This is a genomic window from Paenibacillus sp. sg306046, assembly GCF_059821225.1.
Map to the genome: position 1 here is coordinate 123,064 of NZ_JCAMRT010000011.1, position 26,276 is coordinate 149,339.

The window sequence follows — 26,276 nt, forward strand, 5'->3', positions numbered from 1 at the left end:
GTGAACACATCGGAGCACATTCATTTTATCGGCATCGGCGGATATGGGATGAGTGCCATTGCCAAGGTGATGCTGGAAATGGGCTACCACGTATCGGGATCTGATCTGGCGCAGGCCGAGCTGACGGAAAAGCTGGCTGCCAAAGGCGCCCAAGTATTTATCGGGCACGAGGCGCAAAACGTACAAGGCGCAGATACGGTCGTTTATTCGACGGCGCTGTCCAAGGATAATGTCGAAATGGCGGCGGCGGAGCAGTTGAACATCCCGATTTTGCACCGTTCGCAGATGCTGGCCCGGCTTATGAATGAGCGGAAGGGCATCGCGGTGGCCGGAGCGCATGGCAAGACGACAACGTCATCCATGATTGCGCTGGTGCTGGAGCAATGCGGCCAGGACCCTACCTTTATTATCGGCGGCGAAATTTTGAACGTAGGCAGCAACGCCAAAGCGGGCAAAGGCGAGTATGTCGTGGCGGAAGCGGATGAAAGCGACGGCTCCTTCCTGCATTACAAGCCGCTGATCGCGCTTGTTAACAATATTGAAGCGGATCATCTGGAAAATTACGAGGGCAGCTTCGACAAGCTGAAGCAGGCTTATGCGCAGTTTCTCAGCCAGGTGAAGCCGGAAGGCAAAGCGGTCATTTGCAAGGATGATCCGTATTTGCTGGAGATGATGCCGAATATTCGCAGTCAGGTTATTACCTACGGCATTGATTCGGATGCAGAGTTTGTGGCCCGCAACCTGGAGCTGGGAGACCGCCGTGTCTCGTTCGAGGTGGTTCGCGCGGGACAAACGCTCGGTACGATGAAGTTGTCCGTGCCTGGCAAGTATAATGTGTACAATGCACTGGCAGCTCTGATTACATGTATGGAAGCAGGCCTGACCTTCGAGCAGGTAGCCGGGGCGATTACCGAATTCCGCGGAGCCAAGCGCCGCTTCCAGGTGCTGGGTGAAGTGAATGATATGCTGATCATTGACGATTACGCGCATCATCCGACGGAAATCGAAGCGACGCTGCAGGCGGCCAAGGCGACAGGCAAGCGCATTATTGCCGTGTTCCAGCCGCAGCGTTATACGCGCACCTACTTCCTGTTCGAGCAGTTCAGCCGGGCTTTTCCCGTGGCGGACGAGGTAATGATCACCGACATTTATTCGCCGGCGGGGGAGAAGCAGATCGAAGGCATTACATCCGCCAAGCTGGTGGAGCTGATCCGCCAGAACAGCAATCCGAACGTCAAGCACGTGCCGACGAAGGAAGAGGTGCAGGCGTATTTGCTGGATGCGGTCCGTCCCGGCGATCTCGTCATTACGATGGGCGCGGGCGACATCTGGAAGACGGCTGTCGCTCTCGCCAAGGCGCTGGAGGAGCGGGCGGCGCAGGGATAGCAGGCGCAAACCAAGGTAAATCAGCTACGATAGGCAAACGTCTCCCAACTCTTGCGCAAGCAGGAGCAGGGAGACGTTTTTTATAGCCGGGCGACGGATCGTCAGCCGGTGAAGGTCCGGCGCCGGTCACCTTAAAGCTCTAAAGATTCTCCGGGCTTTAATACTTTTCCGACGTTCTCCTGCAAAAGCGCAACGAAATCGTGCGGGTTCTGTTCGATGGAAGGGAAGGTATTGTAATGAATCGGCACGACTTGTTTGGCTCGAAGCCATTCGACCGCCAGCGCAGCGTCCTCCGGCCCCATGGTATGATTATCGCCAATGGGAAGGAACGCCAGATCGAGGCTTTGAAGCTCTCCAATCCTTTTCATGTCGTAGAACAATCCCGTATCTCCAACATGATCCCCGTGGCCGTGGGTAACCATAATAACGTCTGCCTCCACGGTGGCTGCATCCAAATCTGTATGCGGATTTCCGTTCAAAAATGGATCAATGAGCACGATTGTGTCTTTCGTTTCAATTTTGACGACAGAATGTCCATGGTAGGATATCTTCATTAGGTTAGGCTCAGAAGCGTTCAGCCGCTTTACGGGCTTTTTCAATCGCTTCCGCTTTGATTTGTGGAGCGAGATGCGCCGTGTAGGACATGCCTTCCACAAATAAGTTTTCAAAGTCGGTTACCCCGATAAAGGCCAGCACGGTTTTCAAATGACGGCTCCCATTCTCTCGCTCAGCAACAGGACCCTCCGTGTAAATTCCTCCGCTTGCTTGAATGTGGAACGCCTTCTTGTTGCTAAGCAAACCAACCGGTCCATGTTCCGTATACTTGAACGTTTTGGCTCTGACACAAAAGGAATCAATGTAAGCCTTCATGACCGGAGGGTACGAAAAGTTCCACATCGCTCCTGGTAAGCTTGCACGAATTGCTCACCTACGGCGAGGCTATAAGATGCGTCAGAATGGACGGGATGGGCTGTGATGTAAAGAATCGTTGACATGGTTTCAGCTTCCTCTTTTTTTGAGCATGATTATAAAATAAATGGGGCGACTCCGTTACCGTAGGACCAGTTTTCTTTCGTGACTTCGATCAAGTTGATAAAGATGTCTTCGGTTCGGATCTCGCATTGCTGGTGCAGTCGCTCGGCCAAGGCGGCATAAAATTCTTTTTTGACTTCAGGCGCTCTGCCGGCATTTAATACGATCTGCACAATCAGAAATCCATCGCTCCTCGCGATATCCAGACAGCTTGGATCGAAGTCGAAGTTTTCCCGGTCGTGTTCCTCAACAATCAAGAAACGATCGTTTTCGGGTACATGCAGCTTGTCAACGACCGTTTGGGCAGTGACCTCTTTAATTCGAGCTTTCAATTCTTGCGAACGTCCCCGCAGCATGGAAATACGTGTCAACGGCATGTTACGCAGCTCCTTTTAGGTTTGTTGTTGATATGCTCTATCTTATCTGTTAGAATCCTGAAAACGAATGTAGATGAGTTCGTGTTTGTTCGTGTAGTTCTAAACCAAGCGACTCGGGTGATAGGATGCAAGAAGGAAGGTTTTCGAAGGATTGGCCGCAGGATGTCATTAAAAAGCTTCGTTCCAGGCCGTCCAGGCACGAGCTTTCCAAAAAAATGCGGCAAGTGGACTTGGCCAGGCAGGTTGGTGTTGATCCCCGAACCGTACAGCAGTGGGAAAACGGAGATCGCATGCCCAGCGCTGGCAGCTTGAAACGAATGGTTCAAGTCTTTTTGGAGGCCGGACACTTTTTGGAGGGCGCTGAGCGAAAAGAGGCGGAGGAGCTGTGGCTCGCGGTGAAACGTTTTTCGGAAGCGCGCTCCGCAACAAATCGTGATTTTCCAGCCTTTGACGAAGAGTGGTTTGAAAACATAGCGGGAGACCGCGCGCAACAAGCCTCTAAAGCAGCTGCATTTGAAAAAGCTGCGAGCTCCGTTCAGGGCCATGCTCGGGAAGGGAAGCCAGGCAATTTGCCGAAGTCCCCGACCCTTTTTGTGGGCAGAAGCAGCTGTATGGCAGAACTAACAAAACGCCTCATGGATCACTCGCTTGTTTCAATTATCGGTTCAGGGGGAGTGGGGAAAACCTCCGTTGCTATCCAGGTGGCTTTAACCCTTTCGGAAGTGTACCCGGACGGCATTTGGCTGTTTGAGTTTGGTTCTGTGCAGGATCAGCATTTTTTAAGCCAGCTTCTCCTGTCTACCTTAGGCTTGCAAAATCATTCGGCGCAAGCCGATCTGGATGCGATGCTGGATTTCATATCCGGAAAAAAATGCTGTTTATTTTTGATAACTGCGAGCATGTCATAGACACGATCGCTGCGATCGCTGAATCGCTCCTTTTGGCCGCGCCAGCGCTAAGCATTCTGGTTACGAGCCGGGAAGGCTTGAACATTAACGGAGAATACGTGTATCGGCTCCCTCCGTTATCTGTTCCAGAGGATGAGCTGCTGCTGCATGATAGCTCTGAGGAAGAAATCAAGGCATTTGAATCAGTCCAGCTTTTCATAGCCAGGTCACTTGCCGTAGTTCCTGAATATCCGTTCACAAGGCACAATTTGCTGCTGATCGGAAGCATCTGCAAGAAATTGGAAGGGATTCCCTTGGCGATTGAACTGGCGGTAGCCCGCATGAATATGCTAACGCTGGAGCAAATGGAGGAGCGACTGTCAAGCCTCTTGACCTTGCTGACCTCAGGGAAACGTAATGCCGTACCTCGGCAGCAAACGTTAAAATCAACGATTGACTGGAGCTACGCCTTACTAACCGTTAAAGAACAGCTGCTTATGCGACGGCTGAGCGTATTTTCGCGAGGGTTTACACTTGAGGCGGCTGAGCGGGTATGCAGCTGTGAGCCGGGGAAGTCCGAACGGGTTGACCACATTGCCCGGCATGAATTGCTCGATCTGTTATCCAGTCTGGTAAACAAGTCTTTGGTAATTATTGAAGCTAGCGACGATCACCGCTCTATCCGTTATTTTTTGCTGGAATCTATTAAAGAATATGCGAGCGACAAATTGCAGGAAGAGCCTGTGAGCAGCGGCAGACAGGTTCTTTGTGAACGTCATGCCCGCTATTACAGCGGCTTTTTGATAAATGCAGAGAAGAAATTCAGGACTCGCGAGCGTGATACCTGTCTTCAAGAGCTGAGGGGCGAATATGCGAATTTAAGCGAGGCAATGCGATGGTCTTATCAACAGGCAGACGGTCGGCCTTCAGATGGTCTCGAATTTGTACTGGTTTTGGCTGCATGAAGGAGCTTTGAACGAGGGCTTGCTCTGTCTTGATCGGTTTTTGCAACGTGCCGGCGCTGGACAGGATGGAGCTGCTGCAAAAGCGTTGCACGGGCAAGGCGTGATTCTGTTTGTCGTAGGACGGTTTGACGAGGCGATGACTTCGGCTGCTCACAGTATTGACCTCGCCCGAAGCATGAATTTTCCCGCACTGCTGGCTTCCTCTCTGCGCCTTCTGGCATTCATTTACATAAGCCGCGGGCGGCTTGAAGAAGCGGAGCCGCTTGCTCAGGAAGGCGTGGAAATCGCCCGAAACATAAACGACGTGTGGAATTTGGCGGGGTCGTTGAACGCGTATGGAAAACTAAAGCTTGCGCAGGAGCAGTATGAGGATGCTGTTCGGCTTCTTCAAGAGAGCGTACGCTTTTTCGAACGGATCGAGGATAAGTGGGAGTTGTCCGGTCCCTATGAGAGCCTTGGGTATTCGGCCTTGAAGCTCGGTCAGCTTGATCAATCTGTGGACTATTTCAAAAAAAGCATAGCGATCAGCCAAATTTATAAAGGCACCTGGATTTTGGCCCGCGGACTCGAAGGCTTGGCTATTGCATTATGCGCAAAGAACGCCTACGGGGAAACGGCTATTCTTCTGAGCGCCGCCGAGAAATGCCGCGAAATTTCCGGGGGATCGCATGCCCCAATTTACCCTGCGGAGAACAAACAAGCGCTCCAGCGCATCCAGCATGTTCTGGAGAAGCAGGCTTTACACGACATCTGGAGTAAGGGCAAGGCGTTGTCAAAGGACCAAATCGTTGCCTATTCGCTGGAGGTTTGAGCATTCGGGCGGAGGCATCTTGCGGACGGACGTTCCGGTTCTATTTGGCAGACGGCTCTCATAGTCTAGTAGCAAGCGAACAGACAAGGGAGAGTTGAAGCTATGAACAAAGCCAAGATGACGTTTCGTTTCTCGCAGAACCGCAAGCCGGAGGAGCAGAGCAGGCGCGGCGATGCCCAGGCTATCCCGCTTCCTGTGGAGCCCCAACGGGTCGGTGAAGCCCAGCCCGTCTCGCAGCCGTCGCCCGTTTCATCCCGGTACTTGCAGGAGGTAAACGGGGACAAGCCTGCGAAGGGACAGCCCCGTGTGTCTGCTTCGGAAACGGCTCAGGGTTCCGCACCTCGCCCCGGCATCAGGCCGTTAAATGACTATACGACTGATTTCGGCGGCTGGCAAAGCGCCTTTGACCAGGAAACGCAGCGCGTCGAAGAACTGATTCGCCGCTCCGGGGAACGCTCCGACCCTGCGGCTGCAGACGGTGCGGATCGTTTTGCTTCCGGCGATCGGTTCGCTTCGCGTGACCCGGAGCCGCCGGTGCGCCCCGAGCCCGGAGGGACAGGCTCCCACCATGAGTCGAGGACCGGACACCCGATGCTCGCCCATGCTTCGGGCCGGGAAACAGATGCCCGTGCGCCGGGCGAATACAGCGAACGGCCCGTTGAGCCGGATCGCAGCTACCGGTCCGGCAGCATGGAGCAGCAGCCCGATAGAGGCTTTGGCGGTTATGTGCGCATGACGCGTTCGCCCGGCGGCGGCGGGTATTTTCTGCGTATATTTGCATCCGTTGCCGGGGCGGTTGTGACCGGAGTTGCCTTCGGATTTCTGGTGCTGTCGATGTTTTCGACACAGGATGGCGGCGAACCGACCGCCCAAGTCGCGGGCAAGCCTGCAGCGCCTGCCGGACAAACGGCGGCGGCAGGCGCTGCAGGCCAGAGCGTCGCCGTGGCGGGGAATAGCGCCGCATCCACGGCGGCAGGCGCAGGTGTAGCGGTGTCGCTGCCCGCCCGCAGCTACACGATTTTGCAGGGCGGCGTCTTCAGTTCGGCGCAAAGCGCGGAGACGGAGGTCGCCAGCTTCCGTCAAAAAGGGTTGTCCGCGGTAAGCGAAGCGGGCGACAAGTTTACCGTTTTCGTCGGCATCGCCGGGAGCCGTGACGAGTCGCTTGGCTTGTCGCAGGTGTACAAGGAACGGCAGCTGGACGTGATGCTCAAGCCTTACGAGATTCCCGCAGTATCGCATATTCGCTGGAATGGCAAATCGCCTGACGGATTTTCTACATATATGAATCAGGGCGGCAAGCTCGTGCAGCTGATCGCGGCCCAGACGGCGCTGCATGTCGTGGACAAGGAAGCGCGTCCGCTGGACGATGCGGCGTTCCAGACGATCAAAACGACCCATCAGTCGTGGTCGCAGTCGGCGTCTGCGGTCAGCGACGGCTTGGGCGAGGCTGGCAAGGCAACGCTGCCCAAGCTGAACAGCGCGTTAAATACAGCGGTCGTTACGCTGGAGGAGTACAAGAAAAATCCGTCAGCTGCCCTGCTGTGGCAGACGCAGACCGCCATTTTGCAATATGTCGTGGCAGAGAAGGAATTGTTGAAGGCGGTCGCGGTGAATTAGGCCGCCCAAATTAAAGACGTCCCCGGCCGTTAGCTTAGGCGAGGACGTCTTTGTCTTGGATAAGCGGTTTTTGCGCCGCCGCAAGCTCCGAGTCGGAAGGACAGTCGCGAGCTTGCGGCGATTTGGGGCCGGAGCGCTCGGTCAGTGCGCTGAGCGGCTGAGATAGCGATCAAGCAGCGCCGCCGCTTCTGCGCGGGTCATCGACCGCTCCGGGGCAAAGGACGTTGCCGTTATGCCTTCGAGCAGTCGGCTGGCCGCCAGCGCTGTGACGGCTGGCGCAGCCCAGTGGTTGGCGGGTACGTCGCGGAAGGCTGTCCCGGCGGTCTGCGCAGCCGGCGGTGTCTGCGTCAAACGCTGGAATAACGCTGCGACCTCGGCGCGGCTGACGGTCTGGTTCGGCCGCAGCGTGCCGTCCGGATAGCCGTCCAGCAAGCCAGCCTTCACAGCCAGGTCGAGCTGATCGTAGGCCCAGTGGTTGGCCGGCACATCGTGGAAGGCCGCAGCCCCTTGGCCCGCCTTGGCGCTGCCTGTGGCGCCCTGCGCAGCAGCGCCGACAGCCCCTCCGGCCTGAGCCGCGTTTGCCGCGCTTCCGGCCGCAGAACCGCCGCCGCCGCTGCGTTCGGCGGCTGCCCCTGCCGTCAGCGCCGACTTGCCCGCGCTTCCAGCCGCTTTTGCCCCGCCCACAGCCGCGGCGCTCGCATCGCCCGCCGCCGTATTCCCGGCGCAGCCAGCGTACACCGAGCCGGACACCGAGCCGTGTCCGGCTTCGGGCGAGCAGGCTGCGCCCATGCTCTTCAGATCAAAGACGCGGCCGAGCAGCGTCACCCACTCGGCGCGCGTCAATGCCCTGGCGGGCTCGAAGCGCCCGCCCGCCGCCCCATCCACGATGCTGCGCTCCTTGAGCCGCATAATCGCTTCCTTGGCCCAGTGGCCGCGGATATCCGGGAAACCGGAGGCGGGCATGTACGCCTCGATGCCGTCCGCGATCCCTTCCGCCATCAGCTGGCGCGCCGGATCGCTGGCCAGCAGCGCGGCATCCTGCGCGTTGGACAAAAAGGCTGTTTCCACCAAAATGCTGGGAATGCTCCCCATGCGTACGACGTAAACGGCGCTGGGCACCAGACCGCGATCCGTCCCTCCGGATTTGGCGAGGAAGCCGTCCAGCACCGATTGGGCTAGGTCTCGGCTTTGCGGCGTCAATGCCTTCATCGCCTCGCTGGCCGGGTAACTCTCTTGCGGCTGGGCGTTATCATAATAAAGCACCATAGCTCCCCGTGTCGCCGGATTGCTATAGGAATTGGCATGAATGGATACGAAAAAGTCCGCTTGCTGCGCCTGCGTGTAAGCGACACGCTCGCTGAGCGAGAGAAACGTATCGGCGTCGCGCGACATCCGCACCTCATAGCCGCGTTGGATGAGCAGATCACGCAGCTTGCGCGAAATGTCGAGGTTGACCTCCTTCTCCTGGAGTCCATTGACGCCAATCGCGCCAGGATCGGAACCGCCATGACCGGCATCCACCACTACGGTTGCTGCAAGCGCTTGTCCGGGCGCCGTCCACAGGCATAACGCTGCCAGCGCAGCCCCAAGCCATTTTGCTTTCAATCGGTCCACTCCCTTCCATAAGTTCCATTGTACAAGCTGCAGGTTGACAAGTAAGCAGGAAACATCCTCCATGAGGACCACGCGTCGCCGCCGCCGAATATGCTATAATGACAAAGGCTCGGACAGCCTGCTGGAGGCTGCCGCCGGAATCTTCATTGGCAGAGAGAGGTAATGTTACAGTGAAAAAAAACACGTTCACGCTGATCCTCTTGCTTATCGTCGGACTTGTGGCAGGCACGCTTGTCGGACAATTTTTATCCGCCTATGCGGCGCTTTCGTTTTTGACGAAGTCGGCCGAGCTGAGCTGGCAGCCCAAAGCCGATCTGCTTGTGATCCGCTACGATCTTGATTTGCATATCCGGCTTAATTTGATCAGTCTGGCCGGACTTGCTGCGGGATTTTGGGTATTTCGCAAAATATAGGCCGATCGGCCCAGATGAGGCTACCCCCATTCTACACTATTTTCGAAACGAGGGATCGTTTTATGTCGATAGTTCCACTTATTCTTGCTTCTTCTTCTCCGCGGAGAAAGGAGCTGCTGCAGACGCTGAACCTGACCTTCACCACCCACCCCAGCGAGGAGGATGAAACGGTTGCGCCGGGCACGCCTCCTGCGGAGGTCGTAGAGCTACTGGCGCTGCGCAAAGCAAGCTCGGTTGCCGCCCATTACGAGCAAGGCTTCGTCATAGGGTCTGACACGATTGTCGTCTGCGACGGCGAAATTCTCGGCAAGCCGCAGGACAAGGACGATGCTTGCCGGATGCTTGAGCTGCTGCAGGGCCGGGCGCATGAGGTGTATACCGGGCTGGCGCTCGTTCAGGCTGGAGCGGAAGCGGCGCAGGCGATCCAGGCGGCGCGCTCCGGCGAGCTGCTTGCCGCTGAGCCGGGCGGCGGGGCAGTCACCCGCTTGGGGGCAACAGGGCAGTACCGGGTCGGCTCCGCGTCGCCGGGCGGTGCGGCGGCCGTGCTCGTTGGCTGCACGGTCAGCAAGGTCGTGTTCAGAGCGATGAGCGCGGAGGAAATTCAAGCGTATGTGCAGACGGGCATCCCGCTGGATAAGGCCGGGGCTTACGGCATACAGGGATTAGGAGCCGTCTTTATCGAGCGTATTGAAGGCGACTTTTACAGCGTGATGGGTCTTCCGCTGAACCTGCTTGACCAGATGCTGCGGCAAATAGGCATCAGCCCGCTGGAACTGAGCGTCGCTTGCATCGCCGAGTAACTTCTGAATAGCTGTCCCCTTGCTTGCGGAGGCTGGAGAAGCGCTCGCCGCATGCAAGGTACAGGTACGAAATCATGCATTTGGCCGCCGGGCCGTTTTTGTGCGAATGCCGCGCAAGAACGGCCCGGTTTGTTTGCACTTGACCCTCCAATGTCCCTAAGATGTCGTACCCAAGTGAATGAGAAGCTTTACGATAGAAGCAAGCCTGGGAAAGTCCAGCTTGAACAATTTCGAATTCATTCACAGAAAAGGGAGCGGATCAGCTTATGGAACAATTGGAGGTTCATATGCAAGCTGTGGTTGGCGTCTTTACCGGAGCGGCTTCCGCCTTGGTGGGCGGCGTCGGTCTTGTATTTACCGTCTTGCTTGGCCTGATGGCGCTTGATTTGTTATCCGGCGTTATACTTGCTGCGTTTAATGAAGGCCTGGTCAGCTCCAAGGGGATCAAAGGGCTATTGAAGAAGGTGTATGTCGTCATGCTGATCGGTTCGGTGTACATGATCGAGCTTGCCGTGCTTGGCAGCCAGGGCGTGATTACCGACGGGATTGCGGCGGCGTTTTGCGTGATGGAATTTGTATCCATTCTCGAAAATGGCGGCAAGCTTGGCGTGCCGATGCCTTATAAGCTCAAGGAGCTGATCGGCGCGTTGAAAAGCAAGGATCAGGAGCAGCATCGCGGGAAATGACGCTCCGTGCACTGACTTAAATCGGCTGCTGCCGACGAAAATATAAAGAGTCAGGATTGCTGCGCCAGCCGCGGGTTACAGCGGCCTCCAATTTTTTGAACGCTGTTTTTTGAACGGGCAAAATGGTATAATGAAAATTCGAATGGAAAAGGGGGGAATACATGGAATCGCACAATATTACATTGCGCGATGTCCCGAATGAAGACCGACCTAGAGAACGAATGTTGCAGCATGGGGCTGAAGCTTTGAGCAATGCGGAGTTGCTTGCTGTTCTTTTGCGTACCGGCACAATTGCCGAATCGGTTGTCCGGCTTGCCGAACGCATGCTGCGGGAAAGTGGAGGCCTGCGCAAGCTGGCCGACGTCAGCATCGAGCAGTTGACCGAAATAAAAGGAATCGGCGCCGCGAAGGCGCTGCAAATTAAAGCGGGCATTGAGCTGGGCCGAAGAATGGCGCGTTCAGCGATGAACGAAACCGTGACGATCCGCTCGCCGCAGGATGCCGCCGCACTTTTAATGGAAGATATGCGCTACTTGCAGAAGGAGCATTTCGTCTGCTTGTTTCTGAATACGAAAAATCATGTGATCGGACAGGAGACGCTGTCGATGGGGAGCTTGAACGCCTCTATCGTCCACCCGAGGGAAGTATTCCGGGCCGCGATCAAGCGCAGCAGCGCTTCGATCGTATGCGCCCACAATCACCCTAGCGGCGATCCGACTCCGAGTCCCGAAGATATACAGCTGACCCAGCGGCTCGTCGAAGCGGGGGAGATCGTAGGCATTGAAATCCTCGATCATCTCGTGATCGGCGACCGCCATTTCGTGAGTTTGAAGGAACTCGGATTGATGTAATATAATAAGCAGATGCGTGAAACACGCCTTCAAATAGAGAAGGGAGAAACATCATGTTCGGAATGGGTGGATTCACCAAAGATTTAGGCATTGACTTAGGCACGGCCAACACATTGGTGTATGTAAAAGGAAAAGGGATCGTCGTCCGCGAGCCGTCGGTGGTGGCGATCCGTACCGATACGAAAACCATCGAGGCCGTCGGCAATGACGCCAAAAAGATGATCGGGCGCACGCCGGGCAATATCCGCGCGATTCGTCCGATGAAGGACGGCGTCATCGCGGATTTTGAAACGACCTCGACGATGATCAAATATTTCATCCGTCAGGCGCAGAAGCAGCGTCTGCTGTTCCAGCGCCATCCAAGCGTCATGGTCTGTGTGCCGTCCGGCATCACGGCTGTTGAGAAACGGGCTGTCGAGGATGCGACCCGTCAAGCGGGAGCTAGAGATGCCTATACGATTGAGGAGCCGTTTGCGGCGGCAATCGGCGCGGATTTGCCCGTATGGGAGCCGACGGGCAGCATGGTCGTTGACATCGGCGGAGGGACTACCGAGGTTGCCGTCATTTCGCTGGGCGGGATCGTGACAAGCCGCTCCATCCGTGTTGCAGGCGATGAGATGGACGAAGCGATTACGCAGTATATCAAGCGCACCTACAACCTGATGATCGGGGAGCGGACAAGCGAGCAGATCAAGCTGGAGATCGGCTCAGCGCTGCCGATGGAGAAGGCGACCAAGCTGGAGATTCGCGGACGCGATCTCGTGTCCGGCTTGCCGAAGACGATGTCTGTCTCCTCCGATGAAATTACGGAAGCGCTGGCTGACACGGTGAACAGCATCGTGGAGGCGGTCAAGGTCACGCTGGAGAAATGTCCGCCGGAGCTGTCCGCCGATATTATGGACCGCGGCATTGTGCTGACGGGCGGCGGCGGCTTGCTCCGCAACCTGGATAAGCTGCTGGCCCGCGAGACCGGCATGCCCGTGCTTGTCGCCGAGAACCCGCTGGATTGTGTGGCGATCGGAACAGGACGCGCGCTTGAAAATATTCATCTGTTCCGCAAATCGGGCCCTGCCAGCAAAGCGCGTCGTTAATCCGGCGCCGGAAGGCGGCGCGGCTAACTTCGCAAACGCGGCGCTGCCTTGCGGCGGTTACCCAGATCGAACGTTTGGAAGGTGTAAGCATTGAAGCTATTGGGGAACAAAAGATTGCTGATCCTGATGCTTGGTCTGATTTGCTTCATCGTGCTGATGGGATTGACTTATGGGAAAAACGGGTACGGGACCTGGACGGGCAAGTTTGTAAAGGATACCGTTTCGTTTACGCAGGGATTGATCTACAAGCCGGTTGGAGCTGTAGTCACTTATTTTCAGGAAATTGGCCAGCTGCGGACGATTTATGAGGAAAACCACGTGCTGCGCGAGACGCTGTCCAGATATGCGCGGGATACGAGCAGACTGAACGACCTGGAGCTGCAAAACCAGCGTCTGCAGGACGCGCTTGGCTTTACAGAGCGGCAGAAGCAGATGAATAAGTATAAATTTCGGGTTGCGGAGGTCGTTCAGTTTATCCAGCAGGGTAAAACGATTACGATTAACCTCGGCGAGAAGGACAACATTCGTCCGAATATGGCCGTCATTTCCGTAGAAGGGCTGATCGGCCGGGTGACGGAGGTGTCCGCCTTTTATTCGAACGTGCAGCTGCTGACGGGCATCGACGACAAGGCGTCCATTGATTCCAAGGTGACGACGCTGGACTCCAAGGCGATCGCCGTGACGGCCAAGGGACGGGTGAATGAAACGTTTGGCCTGATCGAGCGTTACGACCCGGATACCCAGATGCTGCTGATGACGAAAATCGACCGCAATGACCCGTTGAAGGTCGGCGATACCGTCATTACGTCCGGCCAAGGGCTTGTGTTTCCTCGCGGGATCGAAATCGGTACGGTCGTCGAGCGGCGAGAGGGTGATGTCGGGATTACCCATGTGGCGATGATCAAGCCGCTGGCTTCCTTTAATCATCTTCGCGAAGTATTTGTCGTCGAAGTGCCGGAGTGAGGTGACGGGCGCAGATGAATCATAAAAAGCTGTGGCTGCTGCTCGGCGTGTTGTTTTTGCTGGAATCGACGCTGCTCCCGTGGCTGCTCCCGCTAAGCTGGCAAACCAATGTCGAGGTTACGCCTCATTTTGTCCTCGTCGTTATTTTGTATATCGGGCTTTATATTCGACGCCATGTGGGACTCGTTTATGGTCTTATTTTCGGTTTTTTGTACGATTTTTTGCTCTTTTCTCCCATGCTCGGGCCGACCTCCTTCGCGATGGGCGTGGCTGGCTATACGGCAGGGCTGATGCAAGGGCGGATGTATTCCAGCATTGTCCTCAGCATGCTTGTGATCGGGAGCGGGCACTTGTTTTACGATGCGGTGCTGTTCGGCATTCAGCGGCTGTTTCGTGTCACCAGCGTGCCCTTCGAGTGGATGTTTCTCCATCAAATGCTGCCCAGCATGCTGATCAACCTGCTGTTCGCGCTGGCAATCTACGTCCCGGTGCGCCGCATGTTCGAAAGCCTGCCTGGAAAGCCGGCGGAGAAGGAGGAATAAAATTTCCTCTTATCGGCAGGAGAACTTCTGCGCCAGGCCGAATTGTATAGGCTTAGGAGGTAGGAACGTTTATGACGGCAGCCAAACATCATGTGACTATCAAGGGAGTAAAGGACGGACTCATCTTTTTGCTGGACGATGCCTGCGAATTCTCCGAGGTGTTGCGCGAGCTTAACCATAAGCTGGAGAAAACACATCAGCAAATATTGACCGGACCGATTATTCATGTACATGTCAAGCTTGGCAAGCGTACAGTGACCGATGAGCAAAAGGAACAGGTACGCCGCATTATCGGGCAAAAGGGCAATCTGCTGATCCAATCTATGGAATCGCTTGACCCGTCGCATGACAAAACGGCGCCGGAGCCCCTTGATGTGAAAACTGTCCGCGGAATTGTTCGTTCCGGCCAAACGCTGAAGCATGAAGGCAACATGCTGTTTCTGGGGGATGTGAATCCGGGCGGTTCCATCGTTAGTACAGGTAGCATTTATATTATGGGATCGCTGCGCGGGATGGCTCACGCCGGCTCGGAGGGAGATGAGCGGGCCATTATTGCGGCTTCGCACATGCGTCCGACGCAGCTTCGGATTGGCGGGATTATTTCCCGGCCGCCGGACGAGTGGGATCTCAGTGAAGCATTTGACACCTATATGGAGTTTGCCTACATCAAGGACGGCAAGATGGAGATTGACAAGGTAAATCACATGCACCGGTTTTCGCTGCCGCGTCACGCCTGATCGGCGACGGCTGCGGATCGGCGCAGCTTCAATACATGTGAACAGGTTGGGCTACATCGTTGAATTCAGGCTAAAAAGGGGTGGGACCTATGGGAGAGGCAATCGTCATCACTTCAGGCAAAGGCGGCGTCGGCAAAACGACGACGTCGGCGAATATCGGCACAGCTTTGGCGCTCCAGGGGAAAAAGGTTGTCATGGTCGATACGGACATTGGCCTTCGTAACCTGGATGTTGTCATGGGGCTGGAAAATCGGATCATCTACGATTTGATTGATGTCGCTGAAGGCCGCTGTCGTCTGGCTCAGGCTCTTGTGAAGGATAAGCGCTTTGATGAACTGTACATGCTTCCTGCTGCGCAAACGAAAGACAAGCACGCGGTTTCTCCGGATGCGGTCCGGCAAATCGTTCTTGATTTGAAACGTGAATTTGAATTCGTCATTATTGATTGTCCTGCCGGAATCGAGCATGGCTTTAAAAATGCGGTAGCCGGAGCCGACAAGGCGATTGTGGTGACAACGCCGGAAAATGCGGCAGTACGGGACGCCGACCGGATCATCGGGCTGCTGGAGAAGGAGCCGCATATCGAAGCGCCCAAGCTGATTATTAACCGGATCAGACCGCTGATGATGAAAAAAGGCGAGATGCTCGATATCGACGAAATTTGCTCGGTGCTGGCGATTGATCTGCTGGGTATCGTACCGGATGACGAGCAGGTTATCAAATCCGCCAACACAGGCGAACCGACCGTGATGAATCCGAATTCCCGTGCGGCGATCGCATACCGCAATATCGGGCGGCGGATGCTGGGCGATACGGTGCCGTTGATGCAGCTGGATGATCGGGCAGGCATGCTGGGGAAGATGAAAAAGTTTTTCGGGATAGGATGAACGACAAGTGCTGTACAAGTTTAAGAAGATAGATCCGCTGGTGGTCGCTCTGCTTATTGTACTGATCGTGATCGGTGCGCTGCTGCAATACAGTGTGGGGTTAAGCAACCAGCAGTTCGCGTTCGACGTGAAGAAAAATGTCGTTATTTACATCATTTCGATTATTGCGTTTCTCGGAGCGGCCTATTTTGATTACCGCCTGCTCATCAAGGTTTCATACTACCTTTACGGCTTCGGCGTGCTGTTGCTCGTAGCCGTTTATTTTTTTGGTTCGACGATCAATAATGCCCGCGGCTGGTTTGAGTTCGGATTTCTGAACTTTCAGCCTGTTGAGCTGATGAAAATCATATTGATTATTACGCTGGCCGCGTTTATGGCCCGCCGCAAGGGGCAGCCGCTGGAGCTGATTCGGGATATTGTGCCGATTGGTGCGCTGGTTGCTTTGCCGATCGGACTGGTGCTGATGCAGCCGGATTTCGGCAACGGGCTTATTTTGGCGGTGCTGCTGGTCGGCATGCTGTGGATCGGCAATATCAAGGCCCGGTTTGTCACCATCGGCGTCGCGATTTTGGGCGGCTGCTCCTACTTGATGCTGTTTCTGGTCAAAAATTACTATGAGCTGATTATTCAGTTCCTCAGCTCCAACAAGCTGCCTGTACAATGGGTCGTGCGCATCAACACGTTTATTAATCCGACGGCGGCGCACAAAAATGATTCCTACCATGTGGATACGGCAGTCCGGGCCATCGGATCGGGCTTTTTAACCGGGGAAGGGTATCTGCACGGATCATCGTCACGGCTGGTGCCTTACGCCTATTCCGATTCGATTTTTGCCGTGGTCGGCGAGGAATTCGGTTTTGTGGGCGCTTCGATTTTATTGCTGCTGTTTTTTGTGCTCATTTACCGGATGATTCTTATTGCCTTGTATTGCCATAACTTTGCAGGCTCCTTCATCATCATCGGCATCGTTTCCATGCTGGTGTTCCAGATTTTTCAGAACGTAGGCATGATGATGAACATTATGCCGCTTACGGGCATTACGCTGCCGTTTATCAGCTATGGGGGAACTTCTCTGCTGATTAATATGGTGTCGATGGGGCTGGTCATGAGCATCAAGATGCATGACGACAAGCTGCTTGATGAGGATTAAGCGAAGACAGCGCAGCAAGCGTACAAATAAAAGCATCCCGGATTTCGGCTGTGCGCCGGAACGGGATGCTTTGGTTCGTCTAGTTTGTGGATACCGGGTTAACCGCACGTGTCCATGCCTGATAGGCGGCAAAGGCGGCTCCTTGCTCAAGCGTATGGCGGGCGAGGTACACGCCCTCCTCGATCGAGTTGCTGATGCCGCCGATCCAGAGGCGCAGCGCGCTGTTCAGCAGCACCATATTCAGGTAGGGCAGCTCGGCTTCGCCGCGCAGCACGGCTAGTGCAGTTTCCGCCTGCCGGGCAGCGGTCCAGGGGTGCGGATCGTCCGGCTGCTCGACGCCCAATTCGAATGAATCGGGGTCGATGATATACAGCTCGCTTTGGCCGTCGCGAATAAGGAAGGCGCGTGTTTTGTGATCAACGGCCACATCCTCCGAGCCTTCCATCCCTTGCACGACAATACCGCGTTCGACGCCCATTCCGATGAGCAGCCGGGTGATCTTCTCGAAAACGGTGCCGTGAAACACGCCAACAGCCATGTAAGGAGCTTCGGTAAAGCGCAACAGCTTCTCTGCTGTATTAAACACGGTACGCAAGCCAAGCTCCTGACGCAGCGGCCGCAGACGTCCAAGCGCCTCGCACCAGCTTTCCGTGGGCACATACAGGAACCCGGTATGCTCGGCCGCCGATAGCAAGACGCTGGAGGATGCTTGGCCGGGCCGGAGATCAAGCGCCTCCAGTACATCATGCAGCGTTACGCCTTGCTTGGGCGGCAGGTTCGGACTGCTGTGCAGCGTTGTCGGCAGCCCGCAGGCGGCCAGTACAAACGCGGTCGGGAACGTGGCAATGAAGGTGCGCGTTCGGCCGTCATAAGGTCCGGCGCAGTCAAGGCCGCGGCCGATCGGGTGAATGCGGCAGCGCCGCCTCAGGGCGTGGATGAAGGCGCGAAGCTCGTCGGACGACTCCATTTTCATACGTTCGGCAACCAGGAAGGCTCCGGTTTGAGCAGGCGTAGCTTCTCCGCTCAGGATCGCTTCCGCAGCGAGCAGCGCCTCCTCATAGGTCAGGTCCCGTGAGCCGCGTTTGCCGCGCCCCACTTCACGGAGCAGAGAAATCATGGTCATCGCTTGCGGCCTCCTTTGTTTTCACTTTGCAGCAGCTGATAGACGGTTACGATGGAGGTGGCGACGTCAACCATCCGTTTGCGTTCATTCATGGCCTGCTTGCGTAAAAAGTCATACGCTTCCGCTTCGGAGATGCCCTTGACCTCGCTCAAAATGCGTTTGGCCTGATCAATCCACTTGCGTTCCTCCAACCGTGACAGCAGCTGCTCCCGTTCTTGCTCCCACTCCGTCCGGCGGAAAAACTGGTTGACGCCGAGCAGGAGGGCGCAGTGGATTTCAAGCGAGCTCATCGAGCCGCCAAGCAACCCGTCAATCCCCGGGTCCAGTGTGCAGCCGTGGCTGGGAAATGTTTCGCGGGTGCACCACCAGAACACCGGCAGGCTGCGCAAGCCGAGAGCGGTGCTGCGCCAGCAGCCGACTTGCTCCGTCGATACGGCGAGTACAAACGCATCGGCTTTGCCGGAATGAAAGGCAAGCTCCTTGGCGTTGGCCGCCGTATACACGCGAAATCCCATATCCTTCAGCAGGTCTTCTGCCCCGGAAGAGTCACTCGAATGCCCTTCTTCAATCAGTACAAAGGACTGTAACATGACAAACTCAACCTCCAGACAGAAAAAGAATGTAGATTAAAACCTAAAAAGTTAGAATAAACAATTGATGTAATAAACATGTCATGTATATGCGATTTGATGAAAATCCATTAGAAATATAACATGAATTTATGTCGTTTGTCGATATATTTTGCTTCTCCTTGCTTAATTAAAGAATTTTGTGTCAAGTTTATTGACGTTAGGGTAGAGCTGCCTTATAATAGCCTTATGAACAGCAACCGGTTCATAGGACACAATGGTGTGTCCGCTGATGTTAGGCAATGGCGCCTATCCCTTACAAAGCATGTCGTAATGACATGACGTGATGGATAGGTTTTTTGTGTGCAATTTCGACCAACCATGCTTTCCATCCATCGGGGAAAGACAGGCAAGTCAAGGAATCAGGCAACAGCTTATCGCCAAAAAGGAGAGGGTTCGAATGGTTGATCGGAAAGGTTTTTTGCAAAGCGGTCACAAAGGTTCATTAATCAGTGCATTTCTCTATTTTGATGTAAGCTTCATGCTCTGGGTGCTGCTCGGGCCGCTTGCGGTACTCATTGCCAACGATTACGGCCTGAATGCCGCGCAGAAAGCCAATCTGGTTGCGCTGCCCGCGCTCGGCGGCTCGGTGCTGCGGCTTGTGCTCGGGTACTTGACCGACAGGATCGGAGCTAAAAAAACCGGAATTATCGGCATGCTGCTAACCATTATTCCGCTTGTATTCGGCTGGCAATTTGCCAGCTCGTTAAATGACATGTATTTCGTTGCCCTGATGCTTGGCATCGCCGGAGCCAGCTTCGCTGCTGCGCTGCCGCTTGCGAGCCGCTGGTATCCGCCGCAATATCAAGGCTTGGCCCTTGGAATTGCCGGAGCAGGCAATAGCGGTACCATTTTCAGTACGCTGTTCGCCAACCGTCTGGCCCAGCATTACGGGGACTGGCATATCGTATTTGGACTTGCGCTCATCCCGCTGGCGATTGTGTTTGTCATTTTCCTGTTCACCGCCAAGGACAGCCCGACGCAGCCTGCGCCGCTCAAGCTGGCCGACTACGGCCGGGTATTGAAGCAGAAGGACACCTGGTTGTTTTGCTTCTTTTATATGGTGACGTTCGGCGGATTTTCCGGCATGGCCAACTACTTGACGATTTTCTTCAACACCGAATATCAGCTCAGCGCCGTGACGGCGGCCGACTTCGCGACCATCTGTATTATTGCGGGCAGCTTGTTCAGACCAATCGGCGGTTATCTGTCCGACCGGATGGGCGGAATCCGCATGCTGATGATGCTGTACGGCGTAATCGGCGTCATGCTGGCCTTCGTTTCGCTGCTGCCGGCGCTCTGGCTGACCACTGCGCTGCTGTTCGTTGCGATGATGGCCATGGGGATGGGCAATGGAGCTGTATTCCAACTCGTGCCGCAGCGGTTTAACAATGAAGTGGGCATCATTACAGGGATTGTTGGTGCGGCCGGCGGTCTCGGCGGGTTCTTTCTGCCGAAAATTTTGGGCAACATCAAGCTGATGCTGGGCTCCTTTACGCCGGGTTTCCTGATTTTGAGCGCGATCGCGTTGTCCTGTATCGTTGTGATTGCGATCGTGCAAGGCAAGTGGAAGCGTACCTGGAGCGGCGATGGCGGTAAAGTTCAAGCCGGCTCGATTGACAATGTGAGCGCAGTTTAAGCTGAGCAACCGAATGCCGAATCGGCATTAGCCGGTGACGGGGCACGAGCGGTTCTGGCGGACGTGTCCCGTATCGGGCAAAACTCTGGCCGCCTAAACAAAGCTGGATGAAGCGGGGGAGATGGCCGGATGAGTGTAAGCGAACTGAAAATACTGGACAATGTGGCGTCCCACTGCTGCTTCTGCAGTATGCAATGCGGAATGGAGCTGGCGGAAGACCGCAAGACGCAAGTGCTCGCCATTAAGCCGAGCCAGGAATTTCCTGTAGCAACGGGACGGCTGTGCCAGAAAGGGCTGAATGCGCTGGAGCATGTCGGGCATGCCGAGCGGGTGCTGAAGCCGCTTGTGCGCGCCGGCCTTGGCGAGGCGGCGTTCCGCGACCGGCAGGCGGAGCCGTCTGCGGCTCTCGGCGACTGGCGGACACTGCCTTGGGAGCAGGTCACTCCGGATATTGCCCGGCGCATCCAGGCTATTCAGGCGGAATACGGCGCGGATGCGGTCGGCGTCTACGGAGGCGGCTCGCTGACCAATGAGGTGAGCTATCTGCTGGGGAAGTTCACCCGTGTGGCGCTGCGCTCTAGATATATTGATTACAATGGACGTTATTGCATGTCGTCCGCAGCGGCCGCAAGCAATCAGGCCTTCGGCCTGGATCGCGGGATGACGATGCCGCTGTCAGAGATTCCGAATGCGAAATATTTGATTTTGGCGGGGACGAACATTGCGGAATGTCAGCCGACGATGATGCCTTATTTGCTGGAAGCGAAGCGGAACGGCGCTACAATTGTCACGATTGATCCGCGAAATACGATGACCTCCAAAGCCGCGGATTTGCATGTGCGGCTGCAGCCGGGCTTTGATTCGGTGTTTATCAACGGGCTGCTGCATGTCATCATCGCTGAAAAGCTGTACGATAAAACATTCGTCGAGCAGCGGACGAATGGCTTTGCGGAGCTGGCTGAGGCGGTCAAGCCGTTTACGCCTGCGCGGGTCGAGGAGCTGACCGGGGTGCTGGAAGCCGTCGTGCGTACAATCGCTCGCGGCTTTGCCAAAGCGGCTACCGGTATGGTACTGACCGCGCGGGGGCTGGAGCAGCAGGTTAACGGCGTCGAAAACACGCTCAATTACATCAACCTGGCGCTGCTGACCGGCAAGATCGGCCGTCGCGGCTGCGGCTACGGCGCGGTTACCGGTCAGGCCAACGGCCAGGGCGGACGGGAGCACGGGCAGAAGGCTGACCAGTTGCCGGGCTACCGGCTTATTGAAGATCCGGCCGCGCGCGCTTATGTAGCGCAGGTGTGGGGGCTTGACCCGGCGGAGCTGCCCGGCAAGGGCGTATCCGCTTATGAGCTGCTGCAGAAGGTCGATGCGGGCGAAATCAAGGCGCTGATTGTGCTGGGCTCCAATCCGGTCGTCTCCAGTCCGAACAGCCGGATGGTGGAGCGGGCGCTAGGCAAGCTGGACCTGCTTGTCGTTGTGGATATGTTTGAAACGGAAACGACGAAGTTCGCCCACTATGTACTGCCGGGCTCTTCCTTTCTGGAAGCCGAAGGGACGTTGACCAATCTGGAGGGCCGGGTGTTCCACCGTCCGCAGGCGCTGAAGCTGCCGGGCGAAGCCAAGCTTGATTACAAGCTGCTCTGCGAGCTGGCGGAAGCGTTAGGCTACGGGCGTTACTTCCGCTATGACAGCATTGAGGACGTGTTTAACGAGCTGGCGCTGGCGACGGCCGGGGGCAAGGCTGATTACAGCGGCATTAGCTACGAGCGGCTGAAGCGGGAGAAGGGCGTATTTTGGCCCTGTCCGTCGCCGGAGCATCCGGGTACGCCGGTGCTGTTCGCCGAACGGTTCCATCACGCCGACGGCCGGGCGCGCTTGTCCGGCATTACACCGAAAATGCCGGCGGAGCCGGCTGATTCGGATTATCCGTATGTGCTGACGACCGGGCGTGTCGGCAGCCATTACTTGAGCGGCGCGCAGACACGGCGTACAGCGGCGCTGAGCAAAAAAACGCCGGTGCCGGTCGCCGAGGTTCATCCGTGGCTGGCGGCCCGGATCGGTCTGGCTGTGGGCGATCAGCTTCGGCTGACGACCCGCCGCGATTCGCTGGTGTTTCCGGTGAAGGTCACGGAGGGCATCCATCCGCGGACTGTGTTTGTGCCGTTTCATTGGGGAGAGGAGCTGTCGATCAACCGTCTGACGATTGACGCGCTGGACCCGACGAGCCGGATGCCTGAATTTAAAATTTGCGCAGTGCGGGCCGAACGCGCAGACGCTTAGGGCGTGTCTGAAAACGCTGAAGGCAGCAGATTTTGCCGAATTTTCGTTCCAAGCAAGGAAGTTTTCCGCAGGCGTGCCGGGGCACGTCAAGGAAAAGTGACGCGGCAGGGGACGAAAAGGCGGTAAAAGATGCACTTCAGCGATTTTTGAGACACGCCCTAGTCGCGTCGCGTGCGGGAGGAAGCGCCGGACTGTTCCCCCCCTCCCTCTCCCAGGCCCTTGCAGCGAAAGTGGCGAAAGGGACGAGGGGCAAAGCTGAACATGACAAGCCGATGCGGGAACGCCGGCTTGTCTTTTTTCATTTGTATATTTGCCCGTACAAGCTCATAGGATGGAATGAACGAGTGATTCAGCTGCGAGGAGGTCAACGGCGTGAGGACGAAAAAAAACGTGCGCGACCGCAGAACCGAGAAAATTCGCCAGCTTCAGGAGCATGCCTGGCGCAGCGGCCAAGGAGAGCCGGTGCTGGCTCACCTCAGCTTTCCTTATGAGCAGGAGGAATGGACCCGCTCCGGCCGGGCGGACAAGGCTGACAAGCCTGGACATATTGACGGATTTAACAGACCGGACAGACTCGCCGGACCTGCCGCCGGACGATCCGGCTATGGATATGGAGAGGATGAGCCGTTTCTGCAGGCGTCTTATGACGCCGACCCGGAAATGGCGTGGAAGCAAAAGTACGAGCGGGAGTGGTCCGTCTACGGCTCGCGGGATGCACGCGATTCAGGGCGCGTGTACGGCAGCTGGCCGGAGCAGCCGCAGCCCGGCAGCCGCTTTGCACTGCGGCTGCTGCTCAGCGGGCTGCTGTTCGCCGGGGTATGGGGGCTGTATCAGCTCGATCAGCCGTGGGCCGAGCGCGGTCGGGCGGTTGTGGCGACGGCCTTGACAGAGCCGCTGAATACGTCTGCGCTGGCAGGCTGGTACGAGCGTCACTTTGGGGGCGCCCCCTCGTTTCTGCCGGCGATCAACAGCGGCGCCCGCCATCAGGACGCGGAGAAGGTCGCTTCGCTGCCCAAGCATTATTTTGCGCCCGTGGAGGGCAAGCTGATCGCCGCCTTCACGCCAAGCCAAGGCGGTGTGCTGCTGGAAGCGCCGGGCGGAGCGCCCGTTGCGGCGGTTGATACCGGCATGGTGATCTACGCAGGCCAGAAGGATGACACCGGCTATACGGTCGTGCTGCGTCACGCGGGCGGTCTGGAGTCGGCTTACGGCCATCTGAGCGCAGGCAGCATCAGCATCCGCCTGAATGATTGGGTCAAGGGAGGGGAGACGGTCGGCACGCTGGCTGTCCCGGTGTCCGGCTCCGGCGGGCGTGGGGCGGATGGTTCGTCTGGCGTATCCGGCTCCGGCGGGACGGCCGGGCAGTCCGGCGCTAATCGTTCGCCAGGGCAAGCCGGAAAAACGCCGCAGGCGGGGCAGACGCCCGGTACGTTATTTTTCGCATTATCCCGCGCAGGCAAAGCGGTCGATCCGGCGGATGTGATTCCGTTTGACTAAATCGGACAACAGAATCGGGAGCAGGAACGGAAAGCTTGTACGTTTTGCTGCGTGGAACGTCTGGTTCGGCATTTCCTTCCGTCTCCATCCGCTGTTCAGCGTGCTGCTGCTGCTGTCGGTGCTGACCGGCTACGCGGTCGAAGTGTTGACCTTGTTTGGCATTGTGCTCGTGCATGAGCTGGGCCATGTGGCTGCCGCCCGCAGCTTCGGCTGGCGGGTACGCGAGGTGCAGCTGCTGCCCTTCGGCGGCGTGGCGGTCATGGAGGAGGCGCCGGGGGCAACGACAGTCCATGAGCTGGGTGTGGCGCTGGCCGGTCCGCTGCAGAACGTCTGGATGATGGGGGTCGCCTACGGGCTGACCCGGCTTGGATTGCTGCCTCCGCTGTGGGGGGAATATTTGGTCCAGGCGAATGCGCTGATCGCGTTGTTTAACCTGCTGCCTGTGCTGCCGCTGGACGGGGGCCGAATTATGACGGCGTTATTCGGACTCTGGCTGCCCTACCAGCGGACGTTGCAGCTGGCGGCGGACATCAGCCTGGTGTTCAGCGCCGTTATCATCATGGCGGCGGTCGGCTTCGCGCTGGCAGGAAAGGGCGGCATTCCGCTGAACTGGCTGCTGATCGGCGGCTTTCTGCTTGCTTCGAACTGGTATGAGCGGCGGGGGACGCCGTACCGTTTTTTACGATTTTTGCTCGGCCGCGAGGGGAAGTTCGACAGCCGTCTGTCCGCAGGGACCTGGGCAGGTCCGATTATCGTGCGCGGGCACCGGAAGGCGGTTGATGTTGTCCGTTTGTTTATGCGGGACCGGTATCATCTGGTCGTTGTGCTCGATCGTGAGGCGCGCATTCGCCATGTGATTCCGGAGCAGCTGCTGCTGTCCTGCTATTTTGATGAAACGAGGCGGGAGCAGCCGATTGCGGAGCTTTTCGGGTGAAGGTGCGGCAGCGGGCAGAGCAGGTGCGATTGTGTTACAATAAACCTGAGGTGTTGCCGGACATGAAACGATTATTGGTAAAATGCGAGCAAGAGCATACCGAGGTAGCGGTTGTCGAATTCGGCAAGCTTACCGAGTATTATAGAGGGCATCAGGGTCAGGATCAGCTGGCAGGCAACATTTATATCGGTCGCGTCGTCCGTGTGCTGCAGGGCATGCAGGCCGCTTTCGTAGATATTGGACTGGAGCGCAACGGTTTTTTGTACATTGATGACGTGCTTCCGGCGAATCTGGACAAGCAACCGAAGGAAAAGCCTCCGATTCATGAGCTTGTTTCTGTCGGGCAAGAGGTGATGGTGCAGGTCGCCAAAGAGCCGGTCGGCACGAAAGGCGCGCGTGTCACGACGCATTATTCGATTCCCGGCCGGTTCGGCGTCTACATGCCGAGCGCCGGTTATGTCGGTGTATCGCGCAAAATCGAGCAGGCTTCGGACCGGGAGAAGCTCAAGCGGATGGCGGAGCGGCAGCTGGAGCCGGGCGAAGGGTTTATTGTCCGGACGGCGGCGCTTGGCGAAACAGAGGAGACGCTGGCTGTCGACCTCGAAGAGCTGCGCGGCCGCTGGAGGCTGCTCGCCGCATCGGCGGATCGGCCGGGGGCGGTGCCGCGCCAGGTTTACAGCGATCTGGACATGCTGCCCAGGCTGATGCGCGATGTGCTCCGCGAGGATGTGCGGCAGGTAATGGTCAGCTCGCAGGAGGTGCGGGAGCTTGTGCTGAGCATGCTGTCCGCGCCGGGCGCGCAGACGCTGGCTGAGCGGGTGAACGTCCACCAGGGGCGGGACGTCATGGACGACTACGGCGTGCCCAAGCAGCTGGAGCTGGCTCTGCGCCGCAAGGTGTGGCTGGACAACGGCGGCTATTTAATCGTGGACCGGACCGAGGCGCTGACTGTATTTGATGTCAATACGGGCAAGTACACCGGGTCGGTCAACCTGGAGCAGACCGTTTTTGATACGAATCTGGAGGCGGCGCGCGAGATTGCCCGGCTGCTCAGGCTGCGAGATATCGGCGGACTGATCGTGATTGATTTTATTGATATGGACTCGCCGGAGCGCCGTCAGCAGGTGCAGGACGAGCTGGCGCAGGAGGTGCGCAAGGACCGGACGAAGACGGTTGTCGTCGGCTGGACGAAGCTTGGGCTCGTGGAGATGACGCGCAAAAAAGTACGGGACAGTCTCGAAACGACGGCCCCGAAAGCATGCCCGGTTTGCGGCGGCACAGGTCTCGCTTGATCTTGAAATAAATAGTTGCATTGACGATGTGTCCTGTGATAGAATGATCGGGTGTGTTGCTACAACATGCTGT

25 protein-coding genes, 1 pseudogene and 1 other annotated feature (1 of these 27 running past the window's edge) are annotated in these 26,276 nt (G+C 56.8%); of the genes and pseudogenes, 20 read left to right on the forward strand and 6 right to left on the reverse strand.

Going from position 1 to position 26,276, the window contains the following annotated elements; genetic code table 11:
* Window positions 1-1,386 (forward strand): UDP-N-acetylmuramate--L-alanine ligase, encoded by a 1,386-nt coding sequence (murC, locus tag AC6ROY_RS13315; protein WP_500100999.1) that lies wholly within the window; start codon window positions 1-3, stop codon window positions 1,384-1,386.
* Between the two features lie 131 nt (window positions 1,387-1,517).
* On the opposite strand, the gene AC6ROY_RS13320 is transcribed toward murC, so the two are convergent.
* The 3 genes and pseudogenes from AC6ROY_RS13320 to AC6ROY_RS13330 all read right to left on the reverse strand — a co-directional run bounded on the left by AC6ROY_RS13320 (window position 1,518) and on the right by AC6ROY_RS13330 (window position 2,795).
* Window positions 1,518-1,940: an MBL fold metallo-hydrolase gene (locus tag AC6ROY_RS13320; RefSeq protein ID WP_500101000.1), complete on the reverse strand. Its 423-nt coding sequence runs from the start codon at window positions 1,938-1,940 to the stop codon at window positions 1,518-1,520.
* A 10-nt stretch (window positions 1,941-1,950) separates the two neighbouring features.
* Window positions 1,951-2,381 (reverse strand): annotated as a pseudogene (locus tag AC6ROY_RS13325) (NAD(P)H-dependent oxidoreductase).
* Window positions 2,382-2,411: 30 nt separating this feature from the next.
* Complete coding sequence (locus AC6ROY_RS13330) at window positions 2,412-2,795, reverse strand: tautomerase family protein (protein WP_500101001.1); 384 nt, start codon at window positions 2,793-2,795, stop codon at window positions 2,412-2,414.
* A 125-nt stretch (window positions 2,796-2,920) separates the two neighbouring features.
* Between AC6ROY_RS13330 and AC6ROY_RS13335 the strand changes: the two genes are divergently transcribed.
* From AC6ROY_RS13335 to AC6ROY_RS13350, 4 genes are all read left to right on the forward strand, one after another.
* Window positions 2,921-3,703 carry a helix-turn-helix domain-containing protein gene (locus AC6ROY_RS13335; protein ID WP_500101002.1) on the forward strand — a complete coding sequence of 261 codons (783 nt, stop codon included), beginning with the start codon at window positions 2,921-2,923 and terminating at the stop codon, window positions 3,701-3,703.
* Window positions 3,667-4,647 (forward strand): ATP-binding protein, encoded by a 981-nt coding sequence (locus AC6ROY_RS13340; protein ID WP_500101003.1) that lies wholly within the window; start codon window positions 3,667-3,669, stop codon window positions 4,645-4,647. Before AC6ROY_RS13335 ends, AC6ROY_RS13340 begins: the two co-directional genes overlap by 37 nt.
* Window positions 4,625-5,458, forward strand: a complete 834-nt coding sequence (locus AC6ROY_RS13345; protein ID WP_500101004.1) for a tetratricopeptide repeat protein — start codon at window positions 4,625-4,627, stop codon at window positions 5,456-5,458. The genes AC6ROY_RS13340 and AC6ROY_RS13345 overlap by 23 nt, the downstream gene beginning before the upstream one ends.
* Window positions 5,459-5,560: 102 nt before the next feature.
* Window positions 5,561-7,075, forward strand: a complete 1,515-nt coding sequence (locus AC6ROY_RS13350; protein ID WP_500101005.1) for an SPOR domain-containing protein — start codon at window positions 5,561-5,563, stop codon at window positions 7,073-7,075.
* Between the two features lie 141 nt (window positions 7,076-7,216).
* Here AC6ROY_RS13350 and AC6ROY_RS13355 read toward each other — a convergent pair whose 3' ends face one another.
* Entirely contained in the window at window positions 7,217-8,680 is a 1,464-nt protein-coding gene (locus tag AC6ROY_RS13355) for an N-acetylmuramoyl-L-alanine amidase (RefSeq protein WP_500101006.1), read from the reverse strand.
* Between the two features lie 179 nt (window positions 8,681-8,859).
* Between AC6ROY_RS13355 and AC6ROY_RS13360 the strand changes: the two genes are divergently transcribed.
* The 10 genes from AC6ROY_RS13360 to AC6ROY_RS13405 all read left to right on the forward strand — a co-directional run bounded on the left by AC6ROY_RS13360 (window position 8,860) and on the right by AC6ROY_RS13405 (window position 16,809).
* Complete coding sequence (locus tag AC6ROY_RS13360; RefSeq protein WP_500101007.1) at window positions 8,860-9,102, forward strand: DUF4321 domain-containing protein; 243 nt, start codon at window positions 8,860-8,862, stop codon at window positions 9,100-9,102.
* Between the two features lie 62 nt (window positions 9,103-9,164).
* Window positions 9,165-9,902, forward strand: a complete 738-nt coding sequence (locus AC6ROY_RS13365; RefSeq protein WP_500101008.1) for a Maf family protein — start codon at window positions 9,165-9,167, stop codon at window positions 9,900-9,902.
* A 266-nt stretch (window positions 9,903-10,168) separates the two neighbouring features.
* The gene (locus AC6ROY_RS13370) at window positions 10,169-10,588 is read left to right on the forward strand and encodes a phage holin family protein (protein WP_500101009.1); all 420 of its coding nucleotides are present in this window, start codon (window positions 10,169-10,171) and stop codon (window positions 10,586-10,588) included.
* A 161-nt stretch (window positions 10,589-10,749) separates the two neighbouring features.
* On the forward strand, window positions 10,750-11,439 hold the full coding sequence (radC, locus tag AC6ROY_RS13375; RefSeq protein ID WP_500101010.1) for a RadC family protein: 690 nt from the start codon (window positions 10,750-10,752) through the stop codon (window positions 11,437-11,439).
* Between the two features lie 62 nt (window positions 11,440-11,501).
* The gene (locus AC6ROY_RS13380; RefSeq protein ID WP_500101073.1) at window positions 11,502-12,530 is read left to right on the forward strand and encodes a rod shape-determining protein; all 1,029 of its coding nucleotides are present in this window, start codon (window positions 11,502-11,504) and stop codon (window positions 12,528-12,530) included.
* A 90-nt stretch (window positions 12,531-12,620) separates the two neighbouring features.
* Window positions 12,621-13,493, forward strand: a complete 873-nt coding sequence (mreC, locus tag AC6ROY_RS13385; RefSeq protein WP_500101011.1) for a rod shape-determining protein MreC — start codon at window positions 12,621-12,623, stop codon at window positions 13,491-13,493.
* A 14-nt stretch (window positions 13,494-13,507) separates the two neighbouring features.
* On the forward strand, window positions 13,508-14,035 hold the full coding sequence (gene mreD, locus AC6ROY_RS13390) for a rod shape-determining protein MreD (protein WP_500101013.1): 528 nt from the start codon (window positions 13,508-13,510) through the stop codon (window positions 14,033-14,035).
* Between the two features lie 71 nt (window positions 14,036-14,106).
* The gene (gene minC / locus AC6ROY_RS13395) at window positions 14,107-14,772 is read left to right on the forward strand and encodes a septum site-determining protein MinC (RefSeq protein ID WP_500101014.1); all 666 of its coding nucleotides are present in this window, start codon (window positions 14,107-14,109) and stop codon (window positions 14,770-14,772) included.
* Window positions 14,773-14,861: 89 nt separating this feature from the next.
* Entirely contained in the window at window positions 14,862-15,659 is a 798-nt protein-coding gene (minD, locus tag AC6ROY_RS13400) for a septum site-determining protein MinD (RefSeq protein ID WP_500101015.1), read from the forward strand.
* Between the two features lie 7 nt (window positions 15,660-15,666).
* Window positions 15,667-16,809 (forward strand): FtsW/RodA/SpoVE family cell cycle protein, encoded by a 1,143-nt coding sequence (locus AC6ROY_RS13405; RefSeq protein WP_500101016.1) that lies wholly within the window; start codon window positions 15,667-15,669, stop codon window positions 16,807-16,809.
* Window positions 16,810-16,888: 79 nt separating this feature from the next.
* Here the strand turns inward: AC6ROY_RS13405 and AC6ROY_RS13410 are convergent, their stop codons facing one another.
* Window positions 16,889-17,932 (reverse strand): anthranilate phosphoribosyltransferase, encoded by a 1,044-nt coding sequence (locus AC6ROY_RS13410; protein ID WP_500101017.1) that lies wholly within the window; start codon window positions 17,930-17,932, stop codon window positions 16,889-16,891.
* Window positions 17,929-18,522, reverse strand: a complete 594-nt coding sequence (locus tag AC6ROY_RS13415; RefSeq protein ID WP_500101018.1) for an ANTAR domain-containing response regulator — start codon at window positions 18,520-18,522, stop codon at window positions 17,929-17,931. Before AC6ROY_RS13415 ends, AC6ROY_RS13410 begins: the two co-directional genes overlap by 4 nt.
* A gap of 439 nt (window positions 18,523-18,961) precedes the next feature.
* Here AC6ROY_RS13415 and AC6ROY_RS13420 point away from each other — a divergent pair, with 439 nt between their 5' ends.
* The 5 genes from AC6ROY_RS13420 to AC6ROY_RS13440 all read left to right on the forward strand — a co-directional run bounded on the left by AC6ROY_RS13420 (window position 18,962) and on the right by AC6ROY_RS13440 (window position 26,203).
* Window positions 18,962-20,200, forward strand: a complete 1,239-nt coding sequence (locus AC6ROY_RS13420) for a nitrate/nitrite transporter (protein WP_500101019.1) — start codon at window positions 18,962-18,964, stop codon at window positions 20,198-20,200.
* A gap of 129 nt (window positions 20,201-20,329) precedes the next feature.
* Entirely contained in the window at window positions 20,330-22,480 is a 2,151-nt protein-coding gene (locus AC6ROY_RS13425) for a molybdopterin oxidoreductase family protein (RefSeq protein WP_500101020.1), read from the forward strand.
* A 372-nt stretch (window positions 22,481-22,852) separates the two neighbouring features.
* Window positions 22,853-23,977 (forward strand): peptidoglycan DD-metalloendopeptidase family protein, encoded by a 1,125-nt coding sequence (locus AC6ROY_RS13430; protein ID WP_500101021.1) that lies wholly within the window; start codon window positions 22,853-22,855, stop codon window positions 23,975-23,977.
* Complete coding sequence (locus AC6ROY_RS13435; protein ID WP_500101023.1) at window positions 23,970-24,911, forward strand: M50 family metallopeptidase; 942 nt, start codon at window positions 23,970-23,972, stop codon at window positions 24,909-24,911. Before AC6ROY_RS13430 ends, AC6ROY_RS13435 begins: the two co-directional genes overlap by 8 nt.
* Window positions 24,912-24,973: 62 nt before the next feature.
* Entirely contained in the window at window positions 24,974-26,203 is a 1,230-nt protein-coding gene (locus AC6ROY_RS13440) for an Rne/Rng family ribonuclease (RefSeq protein WP_500101024.1), read from the forward strand.
* Window positions 26,204-26,266: 63 nt separating this feature from the next.
* Window positions 26,267-26,276: a sequence feature (ribosomal protein L21 leader region), on the forward strand; it runs 77 nt beyond the window's last position.